Source organism: Paraglaciecola arctica, assembly GCF_018861065.1.
In the GTDB taxonomy this organism is placed as follows: Bacteria; Pseudomonadota; Gammaproteobacteria; order Enterobacterales; family Alteromonadaceae; genus Paraglaciecola; species Paraglaciecola arctica_B.
Window position 1 is genome coordinate 36832 of the sequence record NZ_JAHKQO010000017.1, and the last position, 24844, is coordinate 61675.

General features: G+C 39.4%; 28 protein-coding genes. 11 read left to right on the plus strand and 17 right to left on the minus strand.

What is annotated here, in order from left to right; translation table 11 throughout:
- Window positions 1-140 precede the first annotated feature (140 nt).
- Window positions 141-1097, plus strand: a complete 957-nt coding sequence (locus tag KO534_RS07020; RefSeq protein ID WP_252732004.1) for a GlxA family transcriptional regulator — start codon at window positions 141-143, stop codon at window positions 1095-1097.
- 277 nt (window positions 1098-1374) lie between these two features.
- Window positions 1375-1953 (plus strand): porin family protein, encoded by a 579-nt coding sequence (locus tag KO534_RS07025; protein ID WP_215928836.1) that lies wholly within the window; start codon window positions 1375-1377, stop codon window positions 1951-1953.
- 194 nt (window positions 1954-2147) lie between these two features.
- Here the strand turns inward: KO534_RS07025 and KO534_RS07030 are convergent, their stop codons facing one another.
- The 7 genes from KO534_RS07030 to KO534_RS07060 all read right to left on the minus strand — a co-directional run bounded on the left by KO534_RS07030 (window position 2148) and on the right by KO534_RS07060 (window position 6261).
- Complete coding sequence (locus KO534_RS07030; RefSeq protein ID WP_215928838.1) at window positions 2148-2399, minus strand: DUF2061 domain-containing protein; 252 nt, start codon at window positions 2397-2399, stop codon at window positions 2148-2150.
- 204 nt (window positions 2400-2603) lie between these two features.
- Complete coding sequence (locus KO534_RS07035; protein WP_252732005.1) at window positions 2604-3272, minus strand: hypothetical protein; 669 nt, start codon at window positions 3270-3272, stop codon at window positions 2604-2606.
- A gap of 95 nt (window positions 3273-3367) precedes the next feature.
- On the minus strand, window positions 3368-3922 hold the full coding sequence (locus KO534_RS07040; protein WP_215928842.1) for a DUF2730 domain-containing protein: 555 nt from the start codon (window positions 3920-3922) through the stop codon (window positions 3368-3370).
- Between the two features lie 3 nt (window positions 3923-3925).
- Entirely contained in the window at window positions 3926-4408 is a 483-nt protein-coding gene (locus KO534_RS07045; RefSeq protein ID WP_215928844.1) for a hypothetical protein, read from the minus strand.
- Window positions 4408-4794, minus strand: a complete 387-nt coding sequence (locus KO534_RS07050; protein ID WP_215928846.1) for a hypothetical protein — start codon at window positions 4792-4794, stop codon at window positions 4408-4410. Before KO534_RS07050 ends, KO534_RS07045 begins: the two co-directional genes overlap by 1 nt.
- A 25-nt stretch (window positions 4795-4819) precedes the next feature.
- A complete protein-coding gene (locus tag KO534_RS07055) occupies window positions 4820-5683 on the minus strand; it encodes a hypothetical protein (protein ID WP_215928848.1) in 864 nt (287 codons plus the stop codon).
- A 14-nt stretch (window positions 5684-5697) separates the two neighbouring features.
- Window positions 5698-6261 (minus strand): hypothetical protein, encoded by a 564-nt coding sequence (locus KO534_RS07060; protein ID WP_215928850.1) that lies wholly within the window; start codon window positions 6259-6261, stop codon window positions 5698-5700.
- A gap of 318 nt (window positions 6262-6579) precedes the next feature.
- Here KO534_RS07060 and KO534_RS07065 point away from each other — a divergent pair, with 318 nt between their 5' ends.
- From KO534_RS07065 to KO534_RS07075, 3 genes are all read left to right on the plus strand, one after another.
- The gene (locus KO534_RS07065) at window positions 6580-7074 is read left to right on the plus strand and encodes an AAA family ATPase (RefSeq protein WP_215928852.1); all 495 of its coding nucleotides are present in this window, start codon (window positions 6580-6582) and stop codon (window positions 7072-7074) included.
- Window positions 7075-7171: 97 nt separating this feature from the next.
- Entirely contained in the window at window positions 7172-7990 is an 819-nt protein-coding gene (locus KO534_RS07070) for an alpha/beta hydrolase (RefSeq protein ID WP_252732006.1), read from the plus strand.
- A gap of 185 nt (window positions 7991-8175) precedes the next feature.
- The gene (locus tag KO534_RS07075; RefSeq protein ID WP_215928857.1) at window positions 8176-8466 is read left to right on the plus strand and encodes a cysteine-rich CWC family protein; all 291 of its coding nucleotides are present in this window, start codon (window positions 8176-8178) and stop codon (window positions 8464-8466) included.
- A 50-nt stretch (window positions 8467-8516) separates the two neighbouring features.
- Here the strand turns inward: KO534_RS07075 and KO534_RS07080 are convergent, their stop codons facing one another.
- The 7 genes from KO534_RS07080 to dnaK form a co-directional block, all read right to left on the minus strand.
- A complete protein-coding gene (locus KO534_RS07080; protein WP_252732007.1) occupies window positions 8517-9023 on the minus strand; it encodes a GrpB family protein in 507 nt (168 codons plus the stop codon).
- A gap of 47 nt (window positions 9024-9070) precedes the next feature.
- The gene (locus tag KO534_RS07085; RefSeq protein ID WP_215928858.1) at window positions 9071-10126 is read right to left on the minus strand and encodes a GGDEF domain-containing protein; all 1056 of its coding nucleotides are present in this window, start codon (window positions 10124-10126) and stop codon (window positions 9071-9073) included.
- A gap of 47 nt (window positions 10127-10173) precedes the next feature.
- Window positions 10174-10497 (minus strand): YdbL family protein, encoded by a 324-nt coding sequence (locus KO534_RS07090; protein ID WP_215928859.1) that lies wholly within the window; start codon window positions 10495-10497, stop codon window positions 10174-10176.
- Window positions 10498-10518: 21 nt separating this feature from the next.
- Entirely contained in the window at window positions 10519-10683 is a 165-nt protein-coding gene (locus KO534_RS07095) for a YnbE family lipoprotein (protein ID WP_215928918.1), read from the minus strand.
- Between the two features lie 14 nt (window positions 10684-10697).
- On the minus strand, window positions 10698-13223 hold the full coding sequence (locus KO534_RS07100) for an intermembrane phospholipid transport protein YdbH family protein (protein ID WP_215928860.1): 2526 nt from the start codon (window positions 13221-13223) through the stop codon (window positions 10698-10700).
- Between the two features lie 223 nt (window positions 13224-13446).
- The gene (locus KO534_RS07105; RefSeq protein WP_215928861.1) at window positions 13447-14271 is read right to left on the minus strand and encodes a hypothetical protein; all 825 of its coding nucleotides are present in this window, start codon (window positions 14269-14271) and stop codon (window positions 13447-13449) included.
- Between the two features lie 283 nt (window positions 14272-14554).
- A complete protein-coding gene (gene dnaK / locus KO534_RS07110; RefSeq protein WP_215928862.1) occupies window positions 14555-16462 on the minus strand; it encodes a molecular chaperone DnaK in 1908 nt (635 codons plus the stop codon).
- Window positions 16463-16799: 337 nt separating this feature from the next.
- Between dnaK and KO534_RS07115 the strand changes: the two genes are divergently transcribed.
- Window positions 16800-17579, plus strand: a complete 780-nt coding sequence (locus KO534_RS07115) for a Crp/Fnr family transcriptional regulator (protein WP_215928863.1) — start codon at window positions 16800-16802, stop codon at window positions 17577-17579.
- A gap of 206 nt (window positions 17580-17785) precedes the next feature.
- On the opposite strand, the gene KO534_RS07120 is transcribed toward KO534_RS07115, so the two are convergent.
- Together KO534_RS07120 and KO534_RS07125 are read right to left on the minus strand one after the other, a co-directional pair.
- Window positions 17786-18538 (minus strand): PEP-CTERM sorting domain-containing protein, encoded by a 753-nt coding sequence (locus tag KO534_RS07120; RefSeq protein ID WP_215928864.1) that lies wholly within the window; start codon window positions 18536-18538, stop codon window positions 17786-17788.
- Between the two features lie 422 nt (window positions 18539-18960).
- The gene (locus KO534_RS07125) at window positions 18961-19998 is read right to left on the minus strand and encodes an alpha/beta hydrolase (protein ID WP_215928865.1); all 1038 of its coding nucleotides are present in this window, start codon (window positions 19996-19998) and stop codon (window positions 18961-18963) included.
- A 108-nt stretch (window positions 19999-20106) separates the two neighbouring features.
- Between KO534_RS07125 and KO534_RS07130 the strand changes: the two genes are divergently transcribed.
- The 5 genes from KO534_RS07130 (at window position 20107) to KO534_RS07150 (ending at window position 23701) form a co-directional block, all read left to right on the plus strand.
- Window positions 20107-21258, plus strand: a complete 1152-nt coding sequence (locus KO534_RS07130; protein ID WP_215928866.1) for a helix-turn-helix domain-containing protein — start codon at window positions 20107-20109, stop codon at window positions 21256-21258.
- A 160-nt stretch (window positions 21259-21418) separates the two neighbouring features.
- Window positions 21419-21844 (plus strand): hypothetical protein, encoded by a 426-nt coding sequence (locus KO534_RS07135; RefSeq protein WP_215928867.1) that lies wholly within the window; start codon window positions 21419-21421, stop codon window positions 21842-21844.
- Window positions 21845-22074: 230 nt separating this feature from the next.
- Window positions 22075-22275, plus strand: coding sequence for a hypothetical protein (locus KO534_RS07140; RefSeq protein ID WP_215928868.1), 201 nt, complete (start codon window positions 22075-22077; stop codon window positions 22273-22275).
- A 44-nt stretch (window positions 22276-22319) separates the two neighbouring features.
- Window positions 22320-23093 carry a class I SAM-dependent methyltransferase gene (locus KO534_RS07145; RefSeq protein ID WP_215928869.1) on the plus strand — a complete coding sequence of 258 codons (774 nt, stop codon included), beginning with the start codon at window positions 22320-22322 and terminating at the stop codon, window positions 23091-23093.
- Between the two features lie 92 nt (window positions 23094-23185).
- Window positions 23186-23701: a ClbS/DfsB family four-helix bundle protein gene (locus tag KO534_RS07150; protein ID WP_215928870.1), complete on the plus strand. Its 516-nt coding sequence runs from the start codon at window positions 23186-23188 to the stop codon at window positions 23699-23701.
- 107 nt (window positions 23702-23808) lie between these two features.
- Here KO534_RS07150 and KO534_RS07155 read toward each other — a convergent pair whose 3' ends face one another.
- A complete protein-coding gene (locus tag KO534_RS07155) occupies window positions 23809-24741 on the minus strand; it encodes a DNA ligase (protein WP_354667912.1) in 933 nt (310 codons plus the stop codon).
- Between the last annotated feature and the right edge of the window lie 103 nt (window positions 24742-24844).

A 24844-nucleotide genomic window follows, 5' to 3' on the forward strand; every position in this document is an offset into this window, starting at 1 on the left:
ATGCCTTGGATAGTGTTCTGGCAGGGTTATATTGGCCATAAGTCTTGGTGTTTTAGCCATGGCTTTGATATCTTGACGGGATATACTCAACAAAGCGAAGTCGACTTATCCATAAAATTACTTTTTTGCTGTGTGACAATATGTTGGCTACCAGTACTACCTTGCCTTTTGAAATGTTACAAGCAGCTGAAAGTGCGGCACGTGTGCAAGGCGGTAATCATGTTGAACCAGTATTAATTCAAACTGTGGGCATCGATAAAGTACCTGTTAAAACCAGTATTGGTTTTTCGTTAACGCCAGATACTACATTAGAAGAAGTAGGGCACAGCGACATCATCTATTTGCCTGCGTTGTGGCGCAACCCCCGACCTATAGTTAAAAAACATCCACAAGTTTTAGATTGGTTGTGCAGTGCCTATGAAAATGGCGCGATGATCTCAGCTGTGGGAACAGGGTGCTGTTTTATGGCCGAAGCGGGATTGTTAAATGACAAACCCGCCACGACTCACTGGCATTATTTTGATCAATTTCAAAGAGATTATCCAAGGGTTAAATTAAAACGCCAATATTTCATTACTCAGGCCACAAACCTATATTGCTCGGCCAGTGTTAATGCTATGGCCGATTTAACGGTGCATTTTGTGAAACGACTTTACGGCGAAGCCATCGCCAGTATTGTAGAACGGAATTTTTCACATGAAATTCGCCGCTCCTACGAAAACACCAGTTATTTTGAAGGGAGTACCAAACAGCACCCCGATGAAGATATAGTGCAGGCGCAAATTTGGTTGCAAGACAATTACAATCGCCAGATTAATCTATCTGAGGTGGCCACGCGTTTTGATATGAGTGTGCGGACTTTCAACCGACGATTCAAAAACGCCACTGAACAAACACCGCTGCAATACTTACAACGAATTCGTATAGAAATCGCCAAAGACTTACTGCAAACCAGTAACCTAAATGTAAGCGAAGTAGCGGACAAAATTGGCTATCAAGATGTAGGGTATTTTACTGCCTTGTTTGTAAAATTACTGGCTACCTCACCTAGAGAATATCGAGCAACAGTGCGCGCTAAATTATTTAGTGCTGATTGAGTTTGTTCGTGCACCTGTTTCTGACGGGGAGCTCCTTCTTTTGTAAAAATTACACTCTCTGTGAAACCTTGTCTTGATTCGACTTCTTGATCTTTCACTGCTATTTCTCGAACAGTTCAATTTTGCTGGTTTAATAATCATTTTTCTTGGTTTTATGGTTGTTTTTGTTTGATAAATGTTCGATTGGGTTTTAGGCATGAGCTTTGCTCTTAGTTATTTGAATTCAACGCTGCTCACGCGGCTTCAATTTCAAATTAATTTACTAAGAGGTACCTGAATGAAGCACAAAACTAAAATTCTAACTAGCCTTACGGCCATTGCGCTTGCCGCGTCTTTCAATACTGTTGCACAAAGCAATTCAAGTGAGGATATCAACGACAGTGGATTCTATTTAGGTGGTAATTACGGTTACCTGCGGGTTGAGGGTGATGATGATTTTGACGATGATAAAGAGGCTTTTGAAGGAATTGCCGGATACCGGTTTAATCAGTATTTTGCATTAGAGGGTAGTTATATTGATTTTGGTGATTATGGCACTGATTTAGCCCGCGCCGACGTTGACGGTTATACGGCAGCCATTAAAGGTAGCCTACCAGTTAACGAAGTGTTTTCGTTATTTCTTAAAGTAGGTCAATTATGGTCTGAAACCGATTATCAGGCGCTAGACTACTCCAGAAAAGTTGATGATGAGAGTGTGTTTGTAGGAGGAGGGGTGGCATTCAATATCTCCACTAACTTAGTGTTAAATGCCACTTACAGTGTTTACGATACCAGTTTAGAATTTGATGATCTGGATGATGAAAACTTTGATACTGATTTTAAGCAAGCGAGTGTCGGTTTAGAATATCGTTTTTAATTAAAACGAATGATAAGTCATCAGCTGAAAAACTGATGACTTATCTGCCTATCAATGCTTTAAAAAATCTTGTAATAAGTTGTTTAAACAACTTGACTGTAATCCCCAGCTCTTGCCAATTCTGTAAGTTTACCCAACCATTCATGTTAGTTTTTCCTTTGTTTGAAATGTCTGTTTGCATTAGGTCTATAAACTTAGGACGTAAAAGCTATATTATTTGATTCGAATGACGGCTCAGCATGGCTGCTAACTCCGCTAACCGTTTGGCTTTCAGGCTGACTTTCAAATTGGTTCCAAACACGTTCATGAAAATAGAATACTAGGGTATTAATCGCAGGCTCAACAAGGGCTATCACCCCACCTACCAAAGCGCTTCCGGTTAATAAATAGGCTACCGTGAAAGCGACTGTAAAGTGCATACAAGCAAAAGTGATTGTTTTTTTCATAATAATTTTCTCAATAAGTTTGTTTTTAGTTGTTAATGAGAATTATTATCAATTGAGCCATTAAAAGATAATTGGTTTTTGCGAACGACCTCATCGGCTATTTCAATGAAGCAGGAACTGAACTCATCTATCAAGGGGCCAGCATAATTTAAGACTGACTTGGGATTTGAATGTCCAATAATTGAAAAATTAATCGTTTCGTGATCAATTACATTTGCCGCGATAAAGCGGCCAACTGCCTTTTATTGGTTGCCCGTTAAGCTGAATATCATTCAGAAATAGGGTTTGGTTGCTGACTTGGTAGTGTGCTCTTAGAGTCTTTAATTTCGAGCCTTTTAAAGTATTTGCTATATGTTGTGATAAACGTATGTCGATTTCCCTTGGAAACAATCTTATTGGGGTGCCTGAAAGGGCATATGCGGTAAGCCAATGCTGCTCTTTTTTTGACAGGTTGCCCTGAGCGACACGTATCCAATCACTGTAATCAATGACTCTAGATTGGTTGACCTTAGTGATGTTATTGCCGTTTAACACCGCAAATTGCATGCTAGCGCATTGATACATAAAGTCTAATGTCGCTTGTTGTTGATGAGCTTGTTGCGGCCAAGCTATTTGTATATCTATTGCGTGGTCGCTGAGCTGTTCGTAGACTTGCTGTACCTGTTGTTGGTTTGCTGAGGGAGGTTGTGTTCCTTTTTCGATAGTGGCTTCAGGGCGTTGTTCAGAAGAAGGTGATTGGGTCGAAGTTTGAATTTTAGCGCTGGTTTTGGGCACTGGTGGCAGTGTTAGTTGTTCAATCACAATATTACTAGGCGCCTGCTTGTGGTTGTTTTTGGGATCATGTTCAACTTTGTTGTCATTATATTGAAACATCACACTTGCCAACCAGATTACAAACACAACAGTCAACAAGCTCCGCAAGGTAGCACTAGTTGGCCGTTTATTATTGTGTAAAAAGTGCATTTAACTCAGTTTACCAAGGCTTGTAGCGAAGACATTTCCATTCTATCCGCAATGTCTTGAAGTCTAGCTTGACGTTGGCGTTGTAACTGATTGTTTGGCGCAGTTGCAAGGGTATTTGACATCTCTGCCTCCACAGTATCTACAACCATGTTTGGTTTAATGGTTGTCGTTGCATTTTGAGTGTCACTTTGAGGGTGTTGGTCGTAAGGATGAAGCGTCACTACGCCATCTACAACACTTTGGCTATCAACCTTTTGTTGATGCTGTGCTTGACGATTCTGCACAACACGGCTCATGACTAGTTCGTTTTCAAGCTCAGCAATGCGACCTTCTAGTTGATTGATTTGTGCTTGTTGTTTTTGGTTGAGGTTTTGTGCTAGTTCGGTGACTTTGTTTTCGATAGATTGCGCCACTTCTGTACTTACCTGTTCAACGTTTTGGGCTGTCTGTTGAATCTCTGATTCGGGTTCACTTTCGTGTAGCCAAGATTGGCCAGCTGGGGTTTGCATTATTAAATATATGGCTCCCGCTAAGGCGGCAATAAAAAATAAGGTTTTCATAGGTTATTCCTTCTCAATTTTTGTATATCGTAAACTGACCCAAGCTCGTAAAATGGCAGAGCTGGGTAGCCCTACTACAGTTGTCATAAATGCCATCGAAAATTGTTTGGTTAGCTCGCCAATAATGCCATTGACCGAACTAGGAGTGAGTGGCTGTTCAGAAAGCGTGCCGATTCCTAAGCTGATGCCTAACAAGGTAAAAGTTAACGCCAAGGTTGAAATGCCATTGGCAGCTTGTAAACCTGCATCATATAAAAAGCTGTTATTTTTACCGGCTTTGATGGAGGCGCCTGCTACCACCGCGACTGAAAACAAGCCGCTAAATATGATTACAAAACTCCAACTAAAGACATTCTGTAACCAAGTCACTAAATCTAGCACCGGCATCTGAGTGAGATAACTGGCGACTGCCAATAAAATAATCCCAGTACCAAAAAACAATCCAATGGCATTGCTGGTAACCGGTAGTGTCTTGGAAATAAACATTACCTGTGACCTGCTTTAGCTGCCAAGATCCCATTTGTGGTTAATTGCAGTTCAGACATCCAGTGAGACATAGGCGGCAGGTTTTTTTCAGCGCTTGAATGTACTAAAAAAGTTAGCTCGTATTTATTAAAAGCATTTTGTGCCAGCGGACTATTACTTGCGGTTACACGGTCGTCTCGTAATACCATACGTTCGATGTCCACCAAACGGCGATAGATAGTCTGCACTTTTTGTTGGCGTTGATTTAAATCTAACGCGCTATCGAGTTGAGTACTCAGCAACGCAGCACGCTCTCTTTCTAAATTTTCCAAACTAAACAAGCTGTTAGCAAAAATGTTTGGGCTAATTAGGATAGCCAGTGTGGCGATTGTTAATATGATTTTCATGATTGTTTCCTATTCAAAATTGGACTCATAAGAATAAATCGGCGACTTCAGCCGGTTTGGTGCGATTACGTTGGGTTAATTCGGTGTTTTCGTCTCCGTAGCTGATTTCATATTCCAGCGCCTGGGCATCAAGCGCGACGAGTTTCGCCATATAACTAAACATTAAGGCTTCTTGATCTAATAGTGACTGTTCGGTCGACGCTTCCATTAACAACTGGCGCACATACTCTTCACTGGTCACTTCTACGTCACCTAAAGTTGGGGAAGCATTGGCTTTATGTTTCGAAATGGCGTTTTTTAGGTCTTCGACTTTCGCTAGGTTTAACGCAAACTCATCGGCGTAAGGCGAACGTTTATCTAAGCCTAAGTGAATTAAACTGCTATCTACTTGGGCCAACACCTTTTGCATTCTTTGACGCGCTTGTTCTTGTTTCTGCTTGAGCTGATAAACTTCACCTCGAGAGGCATTGCCTTTTTTACTGCGTAATTTACCTAACACACTTTCGTACAAGCGTTGTTTTTTGGCTAAGGCGTTTTGACGTAAATCTTGGGTTTCTTGCATTAAGTCTAAGTATTCAGATTTCTGTTGTACTAACTCAAACCTTTGGTCAATTAATTCGTCGCCTTCACTTTGTGATATCAATTCTTGCAAGGATTTAAGTTGTGATAGTTTGCCTTGCATTTGTTGTTCAAGCTCAACTAGATGTAATGCCATAGGTGAAGCTTCAAAGTCTTGCTGAATACGCTTTTCAATAATATTGGCTGGCAGTTTTATTAACTTATCACTGGCTACAGGGTTCCAATTTCGGCCTTCGCTTGCCTGTACTAAATCAGTACAACTTAGGCTTAGGGTTAAAATAAGCGACCATAAAAATATACGAGTGTTCATATCACATGCTCCTGTTAGTGGCTTAACCAGTATTGCTGGCGTTCAATCTCGGTGCGCAAATCGGCACTAATATTTAGGGCTGCCAATTGATGACGAGTGAGTTTTTGTTGTTCGAGTAAAGCGGTTGCGGTATCAAAAAATGAACTGTAATCAGCAAAATACAAATCTTTGTCGGGGAACTTAGATTGCGTTTTCCTCAACGCCGCCTGAGCTGCGTCGATATCTCCCCCTTTAATTAGGTTGATCACTGACATGGCCATTAATCGCAGTGCTTTGTCTGCATCTGGATGGCCTTTTGAAAATTGAATACCACTGACACAACGCAGCATCGCTTTTGCAGACGCTAAATACTGTGCTGCTTGTCCAGATTGTTGTGCAAAACTGTCCATTTCCATTGCTTGTTGCTCACAGGTCTCATCCATCGGCTGGTAATAATCCGTGGGTGTATAGGAAGGTTGGTTGCTAACGGGAAAACTAGGTTCGCTGCTTGTGGTAGACGAACATCCACTAACAATGGCGGCTGCGAATACTAAAGTTAACATTCGTAAGATATGTGGGGTTGATAAAAAATGGCTCATAAATCACTCCTTTAAGGTTTGTAACTTTGGCTATAAAAAACTTTGGAGTGTTTTTTAGTTTGATAGAAAAATTTTTGTAGATATGTGCACGATCAATTGAATTCGAGCCAAGTTATCGGGGGCGCTAAAGAATAAAAAAGATTAACCTTTTCATAAGCATATCTTTATGAAATGCTTTAAAGCACGAGCATAATCAATGTTACAAATAATAGTGTTTGGATGGCTGTTTTTAAATTAGATTGTAACTTGTTGGATTTTTTCGGTGCCAAAGTGATGTAATCAGTCATCACGTCCTTTTAATTAAAATAGAGAACCACTATGAAGCCAGGAACCTTAACCTTTTTTTGCGGCAAAATGGGGGCAGGAAAGTCCACTAAAGCGAGTAAAGTTGCCCATGCAAGTCAGGCGGTGTTGATTAGCGAAGACGAATGGCTGGCGTCACTGTACCCTAATAAAATTTCGTCCCTTAGTGACTATATTGAATATTCAGGATTATTGAAGCCGCAGATCAAAAAACTTGTGCAATCGATATTGTCTGCTGGAACTAATGTGGTGATGGACTTTCCGGCGAATACGGTTTCCCAAAGAGAATGGTTTCGGAGTATTTTCTCGGAAATTCATGCTCCTCATAATCTAATTCTTATTGATGTGCCAAATGAAGTTTGTCTAGGACAGATAGCAAAAAGACGCCAAGAGCAGCCAGTCAGAGCTGCCACTGATACACCAGAAATGTTCGAGAAAGTCACCCAGTATTTTACGGCTCCTTCATCTGATGAAGGTTTCAACATAATCAAAGTGACCCAAAATGATTAACAGTCCCCCTTTTATAACAATTCCTATTTCGACTCGCTTAACCTTAAGATGCAAGAGGGCTCAACACAAAAGTTTAAGGATCTCTTGGCATTGGATCTTGCTATCTATTTTAGTTTTAACGGCTTTAAACTTAAAAGCGCAAGAGACACCTAGATTCGAAATTCCTAGAAGTCAGGTCATCAATATTAAGGTCCCTGATTTGCAAAGGGAGTATCCACTTTTTATCAAATTACCCCGTTCGTATGACAGGCATAAAGAAAAGTCGTACCCTGTGATCTACTTAATGGATGCTTGGTATAGTTTTCAAATCGTATCAGGCGCGACGCGTTTTCCAATGAATACTGGAAAAATGCAAGAAGCCATAATAGTGGGTATTTCATATTCTAAGGGCTCTAAAGGCCCGTCCAGTAGAATTCGCGATTATACTCACATTGAAGATACGACTTGGAAGTATAAAACTGGTAAAGCAAACGATTACCTGAGTTTTATTAAACAGTCTGTTTTCCCCTACATTGAAAAACATTACAGAGCCAATGATTCTCGTACTTTTATTGGTAACTCACTTGGCGGGTTGTTAGGTGCCTATGTATTGTTTACCGATCCCAAAATGTTTAATAATTATATTTTAGGTAGCCCATCGGTTTGGTTTAAAGATTATGATGTACTTAACATCAAAACTGAGCCTAACTTAAATAAACATAAGGTGTTTATTGCCGTTGGTTCTAATGAAACGCCTCAACTTGATTCTCCCAGTCACGATATGGTTGAAGGAGCTAAACGTCTTGAATCGAAACTCTCCAAGGGCTTATTTCCAAATACCAAAGTTAAATTGTTAACTATTCAAGGAGCAAATCACGAAACTGCTTTCCCTACAACGGCTATACAAGGATTAGATTGGTTGTTTAAAGTTGAATAACACAAAGCAGTGTAAGCAAGGAAAAGTAGGGAGAAGCAGAAACAATCAGTAAAAGCAGGGAAAAGCAGTTAAGTGTCTTGAAAAGTTTTCAAAAGTATTGAGGGTATATGATTGTTATGAGTACTAAAATGTCAATTTTGGTTTGTGGAGTAGAGTTTTTATCCTAGCGTTTATTGGAGTGATTTTTGAGTAAAGAAAATAGCACTGCTGCAAATCTTTGTCCTTTGTGTGGAGAGGATAATTCTTGCGGTCAGCGATTCGTCAATGCTAATAACGCCACTCCAGTTAAAGCGTGCTGGTGTATGGATATTACAATCGCCTTTCCTGCTAGTTTATTAAATACCGTCCCTGAGGCAGACAAAGGAAAAACATGTATTTGCAAAGCCTGTGTTTTGCGCTATCAAAAGTATAGCGATGATTTGGTGAGTAATGCTGTTGCCCGCGACACAAAAACTAACTCAAACTCAAACAAGTAAGGCTCTTGAATCCAACTTAACTGTCTATTTGAAATATTAAGGTTCTAGTGTTAAATCGTGTTTTGGTTAATCGACTGTAAAACTTTCTGAATAAAAGGCCATTTATTTTCTGTGTAAAGCTCTCTGTTATCTGAATAGTTAGCGGCAAGTTTGCGTTTTAACGCAGCATATTCATCGGCAACTTGTGGATTTTCACGCAAATGATCTCTAAATTGAATTCTCTCAATCCACAACTCACTGTTGTAAGGGACTAAATGCAAATGATGGGTACGAAACTCAGGAGAGGGTTTACAAAACCAGTGCATCACTTCAGTTTTGTAAGGATAATAATTGTAACCACTTTGAATTAACACATCGATTGCAGTCTTGGATTCATCAAGGGATTTCACCCCTAGCATAACGTCTATAACAGGTTTGGCTGCTAAGCCTACGACAGATGTACTGCCGACATGTTCAATTGAGCCACAAATCCATTCGCCTATCACTGACTGTAACAATTTTTTTTCTGCCTCAAACATTGCTGCCCAAGTATTGTTGTATGGAACAATATTTATCAATTCTTACTCCGTTATTAATTGTTACAGGGAGTGGCTAATTCTCGAATTTACAGGTTTTTTAGCTCCAAGTTGATACTTTGTTCATTATTTGCATCAACTACACAATTGCGGCCATTATCCTTAGCCAAATATAGGCGTTGATCAGCTTTCATAAGTAAATCATCTAGACTGGTACCGTCGCTTCCAAATGTTGAGATTCCTGCACTGACCGTCATTGCTAGAGGTTTTTCTTCATAACTAAAAACTGTTTCGCTTAGTTGTTGTCTTATTAGGTTAACACGTTGAAAACAATTTTCTTCGCTTGAACCTGCAATTAGTAAAGCAAACTCCTCTCCACCAAATCGAGCTAATAAATCCGTTTTTCGAATTTTGCCTTCAATAAAACGAGCGATATTACGCAAGGTCACATCGCCCACATGATGACCATGTTTGTCATTAATATTTTTGAAAAAGTCTAAGTCAAATAGTACTACGGACAATGGAGATTCATGACGTTTAGCGTATTCAGCGTAAGTCTTAAAGGTATCCATTAATTTCATACGATTGGCTAAACCAGTTAATTTATCGGTACCGGCTAACTCGAGTAGCCGCTCTTCATTTTTTTCTCGGTTGATTTCATGAACATGAGCAAGTGAGATCATAAGGCATGCACTCGCTATAATGTTGACCGAATCGGCAATGTTTATCGCTAAATCACCTCCAATAAAGCGAAAGTGATAAACCGTCACGCCACAGGAAATAAAAAACAACGACAGCCAAAATCCTTGACGGCGCCCCATTAAAAGGTAAGAAATCACTGGGACGGTTAGAATCCAAACGAATATAGATTCAGAAGAGTTGGGAACGTACATTGCGTAAACGAGTATGATAAAAAACGGTACTAGAAAAAGCGTTATCCACATTTGGAACCGCGCAGTGACTAGAATTATTTGCCATAAAAATAATGAGAATAGTGCATAAGTTAACTCCATTATTGCTAGCGGTATTAGCCCTCGATAAAAATTAACCGCAGAAAAAATAAATCCAGCAACAACAACAAAAAATAACAATACACGCATGACTCGTCGACGATATTGGTAGTTTTGTTTCAAGTTATTAGGCATATAATTCTCGTGATATCTATTGCAATGGCGCGCTTACAGCTCAAGGGTTATTTCTTTATCCACTTGCCGCCTACCCATAAGTAATGACCTGCAGTGGTTTTGTCATAGGCTTTTTGGGCGGCTAGTTTTTCTACTTGCTGCACAGTGATGCCATTTTTATTCGCGAGGTTTTGGTACACCACTTTGCGTTTGGCGTTGATATCAACAACTAAGGCTTGGGCGTCTTGTTGAGCCACAACTACACCTAAATAACCATTGTCTTTTTCACCTACCAGACCTTTATTTTTGGCTTCATCTAAGTCCATTGCGAAAGCGATACAGCTAAAAAACATACTAACAAAAATAAGAGATTTCACTATTGAGTTTTTCATGAGGTTGTTCCTAAATTAGTTTTAAAACAAGTTACTGTCGTCACTGAATACGTCATCAAGTTCTTTATCCACTTTGACCCGAATTTCATGATCAATTTTCACATTGATATTGATCGTAATCGGCTCTTTGGTTTCTACTTGAACTGTATGTGTACAAGCAAAAAGAAACCCCATCGCCATGAGCATCAAAACTGTTATCTTCACTTTTTATCACCTTGGGTTATTTTCTGTTCAATGTTATTGCCAACTGAGTTAACCAATCGTATCGACTCAAGTAAAGAAAATATATTTTCTTGATGAGTATAATTAAAATTAACACTTTGTTTTTTATCAGGGTTATTACCCTGAAGCGCGAAATCAAAAAACATCCATCCATCTGGGGTTAATTTCACGTTACTTTCAAGTTGAGTGAAATCAAGGTTTTCTAATAACGCCAGTTGCGGTTGCTGCTGTTTAATAGATTCAAAAGATGGATTATCCACTATAGTCAATTTTCCTCCTGATAGACTCGACGCCCAGCCTTCATCTATGCTAATCCCTTTTTTGTTAATCACCATAGGTAAATCGCCATCCATAGTTCCAGTGATTTTGATTCCCGGTTGTTGTTGCAGTGCTATCACCTCAGCTAAATCAATATTCTGGAATTTAACGTTAAACTGTTGATCTCGACCGTCTAACCATAACTGACTGGTTGAAAACCTACCATTGAAGATTTGCCCTCGTACTTGCTGTAAACGAAACACACTGTTATTTGCAATAAGTTGCGCATTGAGGTCTTCAATTGGTACCCCTGCATCAACTGAGTCGATGTGTAGACTAGATTCACTTATCTGAAGGCCCGCTGAATCAAAAGTGAGTGGTGTTTGGTAACTGATGTTACTTAGTTCATAGTCTTGATAGCTTGCCGTGATGTTTTGAACATCTACTTCTCCTTGGGCGCTAAGCTCCTCACCTTTTTCGGGTAGAGTAAAGTCAATATTTGCAGAGAGATCTCCTTGTTTAATGGTAAGTGCGTTATCTAACTGTGAAACGATACTTTGCAAACCTATAACGTCTTGTTGCACTACTTGTAAATTAATGTCGCTTTGTTGCTGTTGCAACCTAATAGAAAAACCTTGCTCTAAGTTAATTTCATGGTCACTAGATACAATTGTTTCTGGCCAACTGACTTGTCCTGAATGTGCCATAGTTATTGGTTGCAACTTGATATTCTGTGCGGTGATTCCAGTGAAATTTGAGTTCCCTGTAAAACTTAAATCTGATAATTCTTTGAGGTTGAGTGTCAGCTGATTGTGAATCTTTTGCACTTTTGTTTCAGGGTGAGATAGTTGCAACAGTTCGGTGTCGATATTTAGTTGCAAGTTATTAAGGGTTTCCCCTGAAGCAGTCAATTGGCTAGTGGTTTTTAGAAGCTTAAGGTCATCCAATTGTATACCTGAAGTATCTACCACTGCCTGAATCTTAATAGGGTTTGCTATTTGGTACTCGACGGAAAACTGACTCCCAAGACTTGCAAGATGCAACGAGTCCAACTTTAGGTCACTCACTTCCAACTTATGGGTATTGTTGCTGAATTTTAATATGGCTGATAGTGGTGTATGCAATTGCGAAGCATCAACAGAGATATCACCTTGAGTTTGTAATTCAAACATTCCGGCTTGAATAAGTTTGCTCTGTATCGATTGTGCAATCGAAACTTCGTATCCAAACCTAAGCCCCCCTGTAAATTGATAGGTTAGTTTCTGTAACTCAAGACTGCGAGTGGGGTTGTGTTTATCAATAATGAGAAACTGGGGTAGATTAATTTGGGTTGCATTTATGGTGACTTTTTGCGGCACCAAAAAAGATAAGGCTGGTAAATCATGGTCTGCAAAATAATCTTGTAACACTGGGCAGTGCATCAAACTAAAATTGTTTTTGAGTTGACTTAAATCCACTCTGAGATTAGAGCCTGATAACTCCAAATCAACTAAAACATGGCCTTCAAGTGCAACCTCTATTGGGCAGTTTTCAAGCTCAACTCTGTTGCTTAAGAGCAAACTGCTGTCGCTGTTAAGTGTTTTACCATCAAAGATTAAACGCGTCGCGATTTTAGTATTATCAGCTGCAAATTTCCCTAATAACTGCGGGTTGTTAGCGGCTATATTTTGAACTTGCGGTAACCAATTGGTAAGGTCAAATAGACTCCATTCTAGGGTAGCGGTGAGGGTGTTTTTTGACATTTTAATAGCAGCATTGATATCACCGGTGATACGAAGTTCATTGCTTGAAACTGAGTTCATACTTAAATTGAGCGGCTGACGCAACGCAGCCGAATCTATTTCAACTTTTGAGATCCTTAGTTTGGGTAAACCCTTGGGTAAAGTTATTGGATCGGTTGATGGTTTTGGTTTTGATTCGGTTGCAAACTGATTAGAAGATCCGAGATGTGTAACTTTTATTTTTTCGATGTTTAATATGTTGGGCCAGGGCTGCCAAATAGCATCACGAACTAACACATTGCCTAGAGGCGAAGACATACACACTTGTTCAATCTTGAGGTTCAGCTGCCAATCGAATGAAAAATCTAAACAGGAAACCTCTAAATTCTGTGCGCGGGTAAAGTGTTCAATAGTTTTGATGGCAATCGGTCGCCGAAAAACAATCAATGTAATTAAGGCAACAACCAACAAAATAACAGCTAGCAATTTTTTACTTGGACGTTTTTGCCAAAACAAAGTTGTCATCACTTTCCTGTTGTTGTTTGCGTAGTCTTCTCACTTGAGACTACATAATTAATAGGTAGTTTATTGCAGCTTAACAAAATTCAAATCTGTTGCGACATTGTACATCGAAGTCAGTTGACTAAACGTGAATATTTTCCGCTCATACTAATAGGTGACTCAACTTATTCGTTATGGTTAAACCTCGTTTTGAATTAAAAAATCCGCAGCTCATTCGAAAAATCCTCTATACATCATCCAAAGCTAAAATATAAAGACTGGCCAAATAGGTGATTACCCAAGGTGTTGTGATCAGTAACCAGCTAAATAGTCGCGCATCCAAAATAGATTGGTAAATTACAAATACTTGGGCAGCGATGGGAATCAATAATAAGGCACTAAAAAGTATGAATATTTTAAATTTTGACAGAGAGGTTAATACATCAGATAGAAAGGAAAGACTCAGATCTTTAAGTGTTGTCATTATACATATTAGTAGCCCCAATGAGACTGTGGTTAGTGACATATGTCCGTATAGGGTAGGCTCGTTAAACACATATCCCACTAAAGATAACCCCACTATTAACAGCGCACACAGTCCTAAACTAAGGGCTGGCTTACTGTATTTGCAATAAGAACAAATATAACTGGCAGTAAGTAGCAAAAACATTAAAGATGTATTGGATCCAATTTGGATACCTAAGCCAATCGACTTTTCATATTCAAAGGCTCCAATATATGAGTTTAATCCATCAAGAAAGAACATTTCTTGCCAATTATCGATTAAAGCAATAGAAGCCAATAAAAATGTCAGGATATTTATTTTAGGTATAGACGAGTGAGTTTCTTCACGTTTCAAATAACCAGTGATAACAACACTCGTCAGCAAAAATAACAGTGCTGTCAAAGGATGTGTCGCTTCGCCGCTGCTAATTGGCCTATAAAAGTCTGGGATTTCGACAAAAGTGCCCAAGAGAACAAAACAAGTGATACCAATTATGCTTATGCTCGCCATAAGAGTAATAAAGTTTAGATAACGACAAAATTCGGAATTATACGTAATTGAACTCATTGTCCTTCCTTTGGAGCAATTCAACTCTGCAGAGTGCAGAATGGGCGTAGAAAAATGCTAACAAATAAAATAGCAATCCATATACTACATTTTTTCAACGCAATGATTCAATGCAATTCAAATGATGGGCGAAGTTGCGGTAATTAGACCGACACAATACCCTTGGTAATCACACTCATTCACTTATGCAAAAAAACGCCCCTAACATCAAATGTTAAGGGCGTTTACGTTAGACTTGATAAGCGCTTTTAGTCGTGAGTACTACTCATATTGGCTTCAATTATTATCCGTTGCTGACATCTTCAAAGTCCGCATCAATAATATCATCGTTAGCGCTATTTTTGTCTGCATGTCCTTGCTGCTGACTGCTTTGTGACTGCGCTTGTTGCTGTGACTGTTGTGCTTGCATTATGCCGCTGTAAGCGTCCTGCAATGCTTTTTGACGCATTTCAATCGCAGCTTTGTCATCTCCATTCACCGCCATTTTCAACTGTTCGATTAAAGTTTTAAGCTGGGTTTGTTGCTCTTCAGCTAAAGACTCCATCGATGTTTGTACAGTATGAATCAAATGGTCAGCTTGGTTGCGTTGTTCAACAAGCTCACGCTTGAGTTTGTCTTCACTAGCGTGTTGTTCACCATCTTTTACCAAACGATTAATTTCGTCTTCGGTTAAACCACTTGAAGCGGTAATTTCAATGCTTTGTTCCTTACCTGTTGCTTTGTCTTTGGCCGACACTTTCAAAATACCATTTGCGTCAATGTCAAAGGTTACTTCAACTTGCACTGAACCTCGCGGCCCTTGGCTAATATCCGTTAAGTTAAATTGGCCTAAGGACTTGTTGTCTGCTGCCATTTCGCGCTGACCTTGCAACACATGCACTGTAACAGCACTTTGGTTGTCTTCTGCTGTAGAAAAGGTTTCAGCAGCGCGTGATGGAATAGTAGTGTTTTTCTCAATAAGCTTGGTCATCACACCACCCAAGGTTTCGATCCCTAGTGATAAAGGTGTAACATCCAGTAATAACACGTCATCTACTACCCCCGACAACACACCAGATTGAATCGATGCGCCCATAGCAACGGCTTCATCAGGATTGACATCTTTACGAGGTTCTTTTCCAAAAAACGCGTTAACCGCTTCTTGTACTTTTGGCATACGGGTTTGTCCGCCCACCAAAATGACCTCACTAATTTCACTTTTACTCAAACCTGCATCTTTTAGTGCTTGTTCGCATGGAGCAATAGTACTTTTTACCAAATCGTCGACTAATGATTCCAATTTCGAACGTGTCACCTTCACATTTAAATGTTTAGGGCCACTGGCATCAGCTGTTATGTAAGGTAAATTTACCTCAGTTTGTAACGCTGATGACAATTCTATTTTAGCTTTTTCAGCGGCTTCTTTAACCCGTTGTAGCGCTAATGAGTCTTGCTGGATATCGATACCTGTATCATTTTTGAATTCTTCAACTAGGTAGTTGATTAGGCGTAAATCGAAATCTTCACCACCTAAAAAGGTGTCACCGTTGGTGGCCAATACTTCAAATTGTTTTTCACCCTCTTCATTAGAAATCTCAATGATCGATACATCAAAGGTACCACCACCTAAATCGTAAACTACCACTTTTTGTTCAGCCTTATTGGCGTTACCCACGCCATAAGCTAACGCAGCTGCGGTTGGTTCGTTAATGATTCGTTTTACATTTAATCCTGCAATTTTACCTGCATCTTTGGTCGCTTGACGTTGTGAGTCATTAAAATAAGCCGGAACAGTAATAACCGCATCGGTGACTGTTTCGCCCAAATAGGCTTCTGCATCTTTTTTCAATTTACGTAAAATTTGCGCCGACACTTCTTGTGGCGATAATGCTTTACCGTTAACTTCAACCCAAGCATCACCATTTTTTGCTTTGACAATTTTATAGGGGGCTAAAGCGATGTCTTTTTGCACTTCTTTGTCGTCAAATTTGCGGCCAATCAAACGCTTAATCGCAAATAAGGTATTGTTGGAGTTGGTTATCGCTTGTCTTTTTGCTGGTTGACCTACTAGAGTCTCGTTGTTTGCGTAGGCCACAATTGAAGGCGTGGTGCGGTTACCTTCGGCATTTTCAATAATTTTAGATTTGCCGCTTTCCATTACAGCTACACATGAGTTTGTTGTTCCTAAATCAATTCCAATAATCTTAGTCATAATAATCACCTATTAGTTAATAAAAAAAGTCTGAAGCTTTATGGCAGTCTCCCAATAAGCAGTTTGACTACAAAAACAACCTTGTTGAAACCGACCAATATGTTTTGGTTTAACTTAGGATGTTTGGTTAGTGGCGCTATAATACTCAAGAGAAAAAAATGCTTCTGTCACAAATATGACAGTATTGGTTAAATAGTTTTTGTTGGTTTAATGATATAAAAATCAATAAATTAGCATGAGAAGCTTGGTATGTTGACGATATCTAGTTGTTTGGCTATTTGCCCTCAAAGCGTTAGAATAATCATCCTTACTAGGTCAGAGCTCATTCACAGTTACAATGGAGAAAAACATTTCTCATCTACCTCACAAAGCTAGCCCAGTACTGGTTAAACAAGCTAACCTTTTTGCGGATTTACCGGCGAAGTTAATTGAAGATTTTCAACAAGAATTTCAACTGAGCGAATGGCAAAAAGGAGACTATTTTAATTCTGCCTTATTAACAGAGCGCTTTTTTGTGGTCATTGAAGGGCAAGTAGAGATTAAACAAAGCAATCCTGAAACAGGTAGAGAAGCCACCTTAGATATGCTCTATGCAGGTGATTGTTTTGACTTGATTGTACTACTCGACGACCAACCCCATGACGTGATTGTGTCGCCTTTAACCAAAATACGCTTGTTATCGGTTAAACTTGAAACTATGCGTCAGTGGTTGTGGAGCTATCCAGAATTTAATCAACAGTTTATGCCTTATTTAGCGCAAAAAATGCGCGAAAAAGAGGAGTTGGCCAGTAGCTTGATATTGCATAATGTGACTACACGCTTAAGTCGTATCATTCTAAAGCACATTAATAAAATTAAGTTTTATATCAGTGGAAAAGAAGATGAACAGCAACATATAGTCACAGGTTTAACCGACGACACTTTAGCACGCATGTCTGGAACCGTCCGACAGATAGTGAACAAACAATTACAACAGTGGAAAAAAGACGGAACCTTAGATAAAAAGCGCAATCAACTGCTAATCAAAGATTTAGATGCTTTAGAAAAAGAAGCTAAATACCCACAAACTCTATCCAATACCCCCTGGGTGAATACCCCGCCTCAGGAAAAAGACTGAGTGATTAAATCACAATATCGCTTCAAATCTGGCGTCAAAAAAAGCGACAAGCATTCAATTCAAGCAGACGTGAAAAGTGCAACAGGGTAGCTAGGAAATTAATGGATGATTGATGGAATTGTGAAAAGAAAGACCAGAAGAGCGCTTCTGGTCTCGTGTTAAAAACATACCTTGCCCTTGTGCAAAAGGACAACGTAATTGTTCGCTTACTTTTTACAGAAACGACGCGAGCCTAAAGCTGCAAATGCTAGTGCAAAAACTGCCAGTGTTGAAGGTTCAGGTACATCTACCGTGCCAAACGTAAGATTGTCATAACGAACCTCATAACCTCCAGCATTGCCCGATTGAGTGTTATAACCGTTTAGAATAACTGTACCTAAATGATCTGCTACTGCGGCGGCTTGATGAACAAGATTACCATTTACAAAATACTCAAACATATTATCAATAAGCGTAATTTCAAGTGTATTGAACGCGTCTAAAGTAAATAGGCTCGATGGTGGAACAACCCATCCGAGACCTGACTCCCATTTGGCAACGCCTGTACCATCAGTATGGTTGTTTTGAAACTCCAAAATTGGATATTCGTCGGTCCTATTAGCAGTCGAATGTACAGGGGAGTTATAGCCAATTCCCCACATTCCACCGTAACGACCAGCAACATCCCATTCGGAACCGATCCACATATCGATAGACATATAGTTAGATTGTCCGATATCTAATTGCATTCCCTGAGTATCGTGAAATGCGTCTGGTTGTAAATCTCCTGCAACAGTCATTACAAGTTCATTGTTTATAATTTGGAATCCAGCGGGTGCTGCTCTATCAACGAACCAATCCCCCAACGAATCACCATTATTAAATTCTAAGGTCTCTAAAGAAGCAGACGCAACATTAACAATACTGCTTGCGACAAATATAGCACTGGCAAGCGTTAAATTTAGATATTTGGATTTCATTTTTATATTCCTTATTCCTTAAGTGTAAATTGTTCTGTAGAAAATTTGGCTACTTAGTAATTTACATTATTCATACAATGTTAACGTGATGTTTACACGATTTCGGTTTAAGCAAATTTTGGACCAAAGAATTAAATGTACGGTAGAACAGATATTTAGTATTTTCTTGGTTAACACTATTTACTAAAGTGTAAATAAAACGGACACTATTTTGATCACAGACTCTAGTCACTTCCAAATATAAACAATTCTTACCACGCCGCCGATTTTAAACATTGAGGCCAAAAAAATGTTGTATTTGTTGCGGGTGATTACCTTTCATTTGTATTGTTTACTTGGAATATGTCTAACGTTTATTTATATCAGCGTGAGCTTTTATACGTTAATTATCTTAATCAATTATCAAATCTCATCACAAATAGTTAAGGCGCCAGATGTTGACCTAAAAATGGCAACATTCGCGAACGAATTTTGCCCTTGGGTTCAAAGTGATAATCCCAGCCATTGCCTCCGTGCTCTTCAGCGCTAAGTTGAATGCCAAAGTTTTCGAGTAATACTGTGTAGCGTCTGGCGCCAATCACATGGTCCCAATTTTGGTCGTTTCTTCCCCAATCCATGCCAATGCCACGCAATTTAGTGAGGTTTTCGGCGTATTTGGGTGTTAGATCAGATAGATGAAACACCTGCTTTAGTTTACGTATGTTGGTAACATTTGCTTGAAGTTCACCAGCGACTCTTTCTACTATGAAATCCGCATAAAATGGTGGTTTATTCCCATTGGGAAGATGTGCTTGCGCCATAGAAACAAAGGGGGATGAATAGGGCTTTTGTAGTTCTGAATGATTCTTTGCGGCGTGAATTTCGTTCCAGTCGGGTTTAAATAGAAAAGGGATATCGCCTGTGTCTGTGGCAACAGGATGTAAAGCATAAACGCTGCCATAGGTGTTTGGATATAACATGGCGAGTTTTAAGGCTGCATAGCCTCCCAAAAAGTGGCCACTAATCGCTCTATGTGGCGCACCTTGTTTTACGCGGAAACGAGATTCTACCCAGCCCAATAAATCCTGATGAATAAAGTCTAACCAGCGACCTACAACTTGATTGTTACCAAAAAAATTTAACCCCTGCTTTAAATCATAGTCAGCACTAACAAATACACTAGGTGGTATATCCCCTTTTGCAATGGCTTCATCAATGGCGTTAACTACTTGTTCATCGATTTTTTGCTCGAAATTAGATATGAAATAAATTGTTGGATAATCGATCTTGTTTTCATCGTACCCATCGGGCAGGTAGACGTAGACATTTCTTTCAGGAGAGATTCCTATTAAGGTATTCTCGAGTGCAGCAGATTTCAAGATTTGCTTTTCGACAGTGCCAGCAAAGCAAGCATGTATCCCAGCAATTAACAGCGAAATAGACAATAAAACAGACAGTGTGAACGAGGATTGAAGTGACATATATTTGATCTCCATTGTTTGTGAATTTTTATGCTATTTTGCGAGGTACCGGTTTGCGACCTATCCGGTCGGCGAATACCATTACAGAGTCTTTGGGGGAGTAATTAAGTGAATTTGTTACAAGCCTGCTTGTTATTTACGGGCATCAGTTTTTGTCTAGGTTTTGTATTATTACGTCGCCGACTATTTGTACACCTGAGTTTGAGATATTTTTCGGTGTATCTGGTTTTAGCAAGCTTAAGTTTAGGTTTTGAATGGTTATTAGTGCATCCCGAAACGCCCTACAAGGCCGCTTGGTTAGCACTGTTAATGGCTAACTCATTTTTGATGGCTCCTTGTGTATGGTTGTTTGCGAAAGAAATTGATCAAAACCGTCCTGCAAAATTATGGCCACTTGCTTGGGGGCAATGTGCGGTAATTGTTGCTGGAGCAACTCTGTGTATACCGCTTTTTATAGAAGCAAACCAGAGCACCTTATTGGTCGATCCAGCTCGTGCAAACACTGAGCTATCCTTACCAATTCACAGCACTATGATAGCAGCGATATTGCTGTATTTATTACAAGTGCCCTGGTATTTATCTTGTTGTTTACAATTGTTTCGTAAGAGATTGCGTATTATTCAGTTTTTGTTTTCGAATATAGATGAACCGGCACTCAATGCGTTGCGAGCATTGATTTGGGTAATGGCAGCGAATTGGGTTTTGAATTTGAGTCGAATGCTCCAAGTGATGCTTTTCGACCCATCAATGGATTGGGAATTATTGATTACAGTCAGTGAAGTGGGAGTGTTAGTTGCAGCACTGTATGCGATTTTTCAGTGTTGTTGGAAATACTCTTATGAAGACCAAGCTATGTTGCAGTCCCTTGCTCCCGAAACAAACAATCAGTCTGAAAGCAGCAAATACGCCAAATCTCCACTGGATAAGACTACAAGGGCGCGTATCGTCGCCAAAGTTCTTGCCCAATTTGAAGAGAAACAAATACACCACGTTAGTGGCTTGAAGTTACAAAATTTGTGTGATGCAACAGCTGAAAACGTGCATTATGTTTCTCAGGTTATTAACCAAGACATGAAGCTAAGCTTCTTTGATTTGGTGAATCAACACCGAATTAACGACGCAAAAATAAAGCTAAAAGAAAATTCCAACCTATCGATATTAGAAATTGCCTTAGAAGTGGGGTTTAATTCTAAGTCGACTTTTAACAAAGCGTTTAAACAACAAACAGGGAAAACTCCGAGTGAATATCGAAACTTATAGATAACAGATAAAATTGGGCAGAATTTGCGGCATATAATAATTTGTAAGATTGTTGTAATGAAAGATGCAAAAATTCACCGATTAGGCTGAGTACGATAATTGCGGACTTAAGTTAATTTTGTATTACAATTGAGCAAAGGATCTGCAAGAGTAGAATGATATGTCGATGTTTTTTCAAGTAAAAACGCAAGGAAAGATTATATATATAGACATTGTCGGACAATGGTCTGAATGCGAAGCCTTGGATTTTGAACAGACCATGCATTCCACTATTCCTTCTCTAAATGGTGGTAAGTTTGCTCACCTCATATCCTTTGAAAAGTGGGGATTAAGCACACCAGAAGTCGAGCCTATAGTAAAGAGGACGCTTGCTTGGTGTGTGAAGCAAGGCTTGAGTATTTCCGCCGAAGTGTTCACCCCCGATGCCTTAAAAGAGTATTTACTCGATAAATCAGTAGAAGACACTAAAGGTGAGTTGATAATTCGGCGTTTTAACAATAAAAAAGTTGCCGCAACATGGTTAGCGGAGATGGGCTATCAAAAAGTCGCGCCATTGGTTCCCGTAACACCTAGCTCATCACAATAATGTCACAAGTGTTTCCGTTGGTGTAATATTCGCCAGCTTTTTTAACACCCCAATCGAAGGATGTATTTAGTTGAGCAAAAACATTTGTTCTGTTTCGATACTCACACCCTATAGTGAGAACAGTGCATAAAAATGGGCTTAACCTCCATAAATTCAGAGTGATGCTATGGGGCTCAAATATAAACTTTACTAATTTTTCGTTTAGATTGGTGCATAGATGGAAGGGAATTATGGTTATAAGACTGTTAGGGATTATTGTAGGTTTGCTTTTTATCGTTTTGGCGCCTGTTATGGCATATAACCAAGTAGAATCGCTAGCCATGTGTTTGTCGATTTTTTTAATGGGCATAGTATTTTTAGTTTATGGCGTAAAAGGCAATCAAGGCTTATTAAAAATACTTCCTAAAAATTCTAATTTGAAACTGTGGTAAAGCTTGCTTACTAGGCCACCCTTGTTAAAAAATAGGAGTCTAAAATGGATTATTTGGAAATTAACAAGGAAGCTTGGGATAAGCGAACCCAAGTTCATGTGGGATCACAGTTTTATGATGTTGAAGCCTTTAAAGCTGGGAAGTCGTCGCTTAATGCCATTGAACTTAAGTTACTGGGTAATGTTGAGGGTAAAAAATTATTACATCTTCAGTGTCATTTTGGTTTAGATACGTTGTCCTGGGCTAGACTAGGCGCAAGGGTGACGGGAGTGGATTTATCTGCTGCGGCGATAGAACAGGCAAATATACTGAAGTCGCAATTAGGATTGCCGGCCACTTTTATTGCTAACGATGTGTATCAGTTTGATAATGAAAACACAGAAAAATTCGATATTGTCTTTACTTCATATGGTGTGTTGTGCTGGCTTCCTAATCTAAACAAATGGGCAAATACTATTGCCAATTCACTTAGGGTGGGGGGAGAATTTCACCTTGTGGAATTTCATCCCTTTAACGACTTACTGAGTGGTTACCGCTATTTTCCACAAATCGAACCTGATATTGAAGACGAAGGCACGTACACGGAAAACTGCGATGGCACCAAATCAACAGTAGTAACTTGGGCACACTCATTGAGTGAGGTCATCAATGCTTTAATTTCGGTTGGCTTAATCATTGAGTTTTTTAACGAATATGCATTTAGCCCCTATGATTGCTTTGAAGGTCTTGAGCATGTTACTGGTAAGGGGTATCAAATGTTGCACAAGGGCCAGCAGGTACCATTAATTTATGCAATTAAGGCTCGAAAAATTGCTTAACAAGTTTAAAGCCGAGAGCCGGCTGTTCACGTTTAGAAGTAATGCGTTCATGGGTTACTGTTATTGCCAGCGGCAATTGATTGGAGAGGCTTTTGGCATCAGTCCCTACTAATAAGCGCGAGTTGCAACTGGCTATTCAGCTGGTTTTTGACAAAATCCTTGTAGACTATGAAAGTATTCCCGCCGATTTATCTAGAACTCTGGGGGTAGAAGGAAATGTTAAAGGAACTGAAATAAGTGTGAGTGACACACTGGCTTATTTAATCGGTTGGGGGAAGCTCGTGATTAAGTGGCAGCGACTATCTTCAGCAAACGAGCCAGTAGACTTTCCAGAAACCGGTTACAAATGGAATGAGTTAGGCAAACTAGCGCAACGTTTTCACGACGAATATCGTGATTGGAATTATGGCGATTTATTATCCGAATTTAAACAAACAGTAAATGAAGTTTTATCTCTTATAGACTCGCTGAGCGACCATCAGCTTTATGGTCTAGCTTGGTACCAAAAATACACATTGGGAAGAATGATCCAATTTAATACCTCGTCACCCATGAAAAATATGCGTGCTAAGGTCAGAAAATTTAAGAAAAACAAGGGTGTAATCTAAAGTTTGCGCTTTATGGCTGAAATACAGTGGCAGCACCTTTTGGCAAGTCTTAGGAAACCTCAGTAACCAGTTCGTTTAAGTCCAACAGAGTTTTTACCAACATATCTTTACTTTTTCATATCGCTCATTGCAGGTTTGTTACGTAAAAAGCTGGCAAAACGCGGAATGCCTTTTGCGGTTAGTCCGTAATATTTAAATGTAACAACTGAGCCTATTGGTGGTGGATTTTGTCGTTGTACATCTGAAAAGCCAGAGCCGATTTTAAATTGTATGCCTGAGTCTAGCTCTACCAACATAGAGCCCAACATACCCTGATATTTACCTTGACCTGGTAGGTGGGCAATGACTGTTGCTTCAGCGTCTTGGTGTTTTTTTAGTTTGAGTAAATTGTTACTTCTACCTTGTTCATAATAAGCTCTTTGGTGATGTAACATCAGGCCTTCGGCACCATTAGCCACTAAAAAGTCTAACTTCTCGGTGAGTTGTTGATGTGTTTCTAGTTTAAATTGTGGGATCACCTTTACATTGGGGCTGGCAATAGTATCGGCTACCTCATATAGTGCAGTTAATCGCTGGGTAAAAGTTCCGCTATGCTCAGGCAAATCGAACAACATAAATTTGATGTTTTTCCAATCATCAGTTGCTGTGTCGCGCAAAACAATCGACGCTGTTTTTTCAAAGCTATCGCGGCCCAACCATAACTCGCCATCTATAACTTGTGATGGAAAATCTTTAGTAAACCAAGCAGGACTATGAATAGTATTATTGTTGCGAGTAACCAGTTCTGAACCATTCCAGCGAGCTCGAATGCCGTCTAATTTTTCACTGATCCAATAATGTTTAACCACTATGTCGTTATGGTATGAAGTGGCTAGTTGTTGTTTGAAATGGCCCGTTTTATTTGCGCTAGTATTGGGTTGTTTTTCAGAAGCAAAAACTGAATGATTAATAATTATTACAAGAGCCAAAAAAGCCAAGTGAGAAATAGCTAAAGCCAAGCGTGAAATCATTGCGTTCATATTCGCGGTCGTCCATGTCACTGAATAACCTTGAGCCTAGTTCAAAAACTACGAGACGTTAGATATATTTACGATTATTTCAGAGATTTGAAGGAAATCTCTAACTCTGAATTTTGTTGCTTTT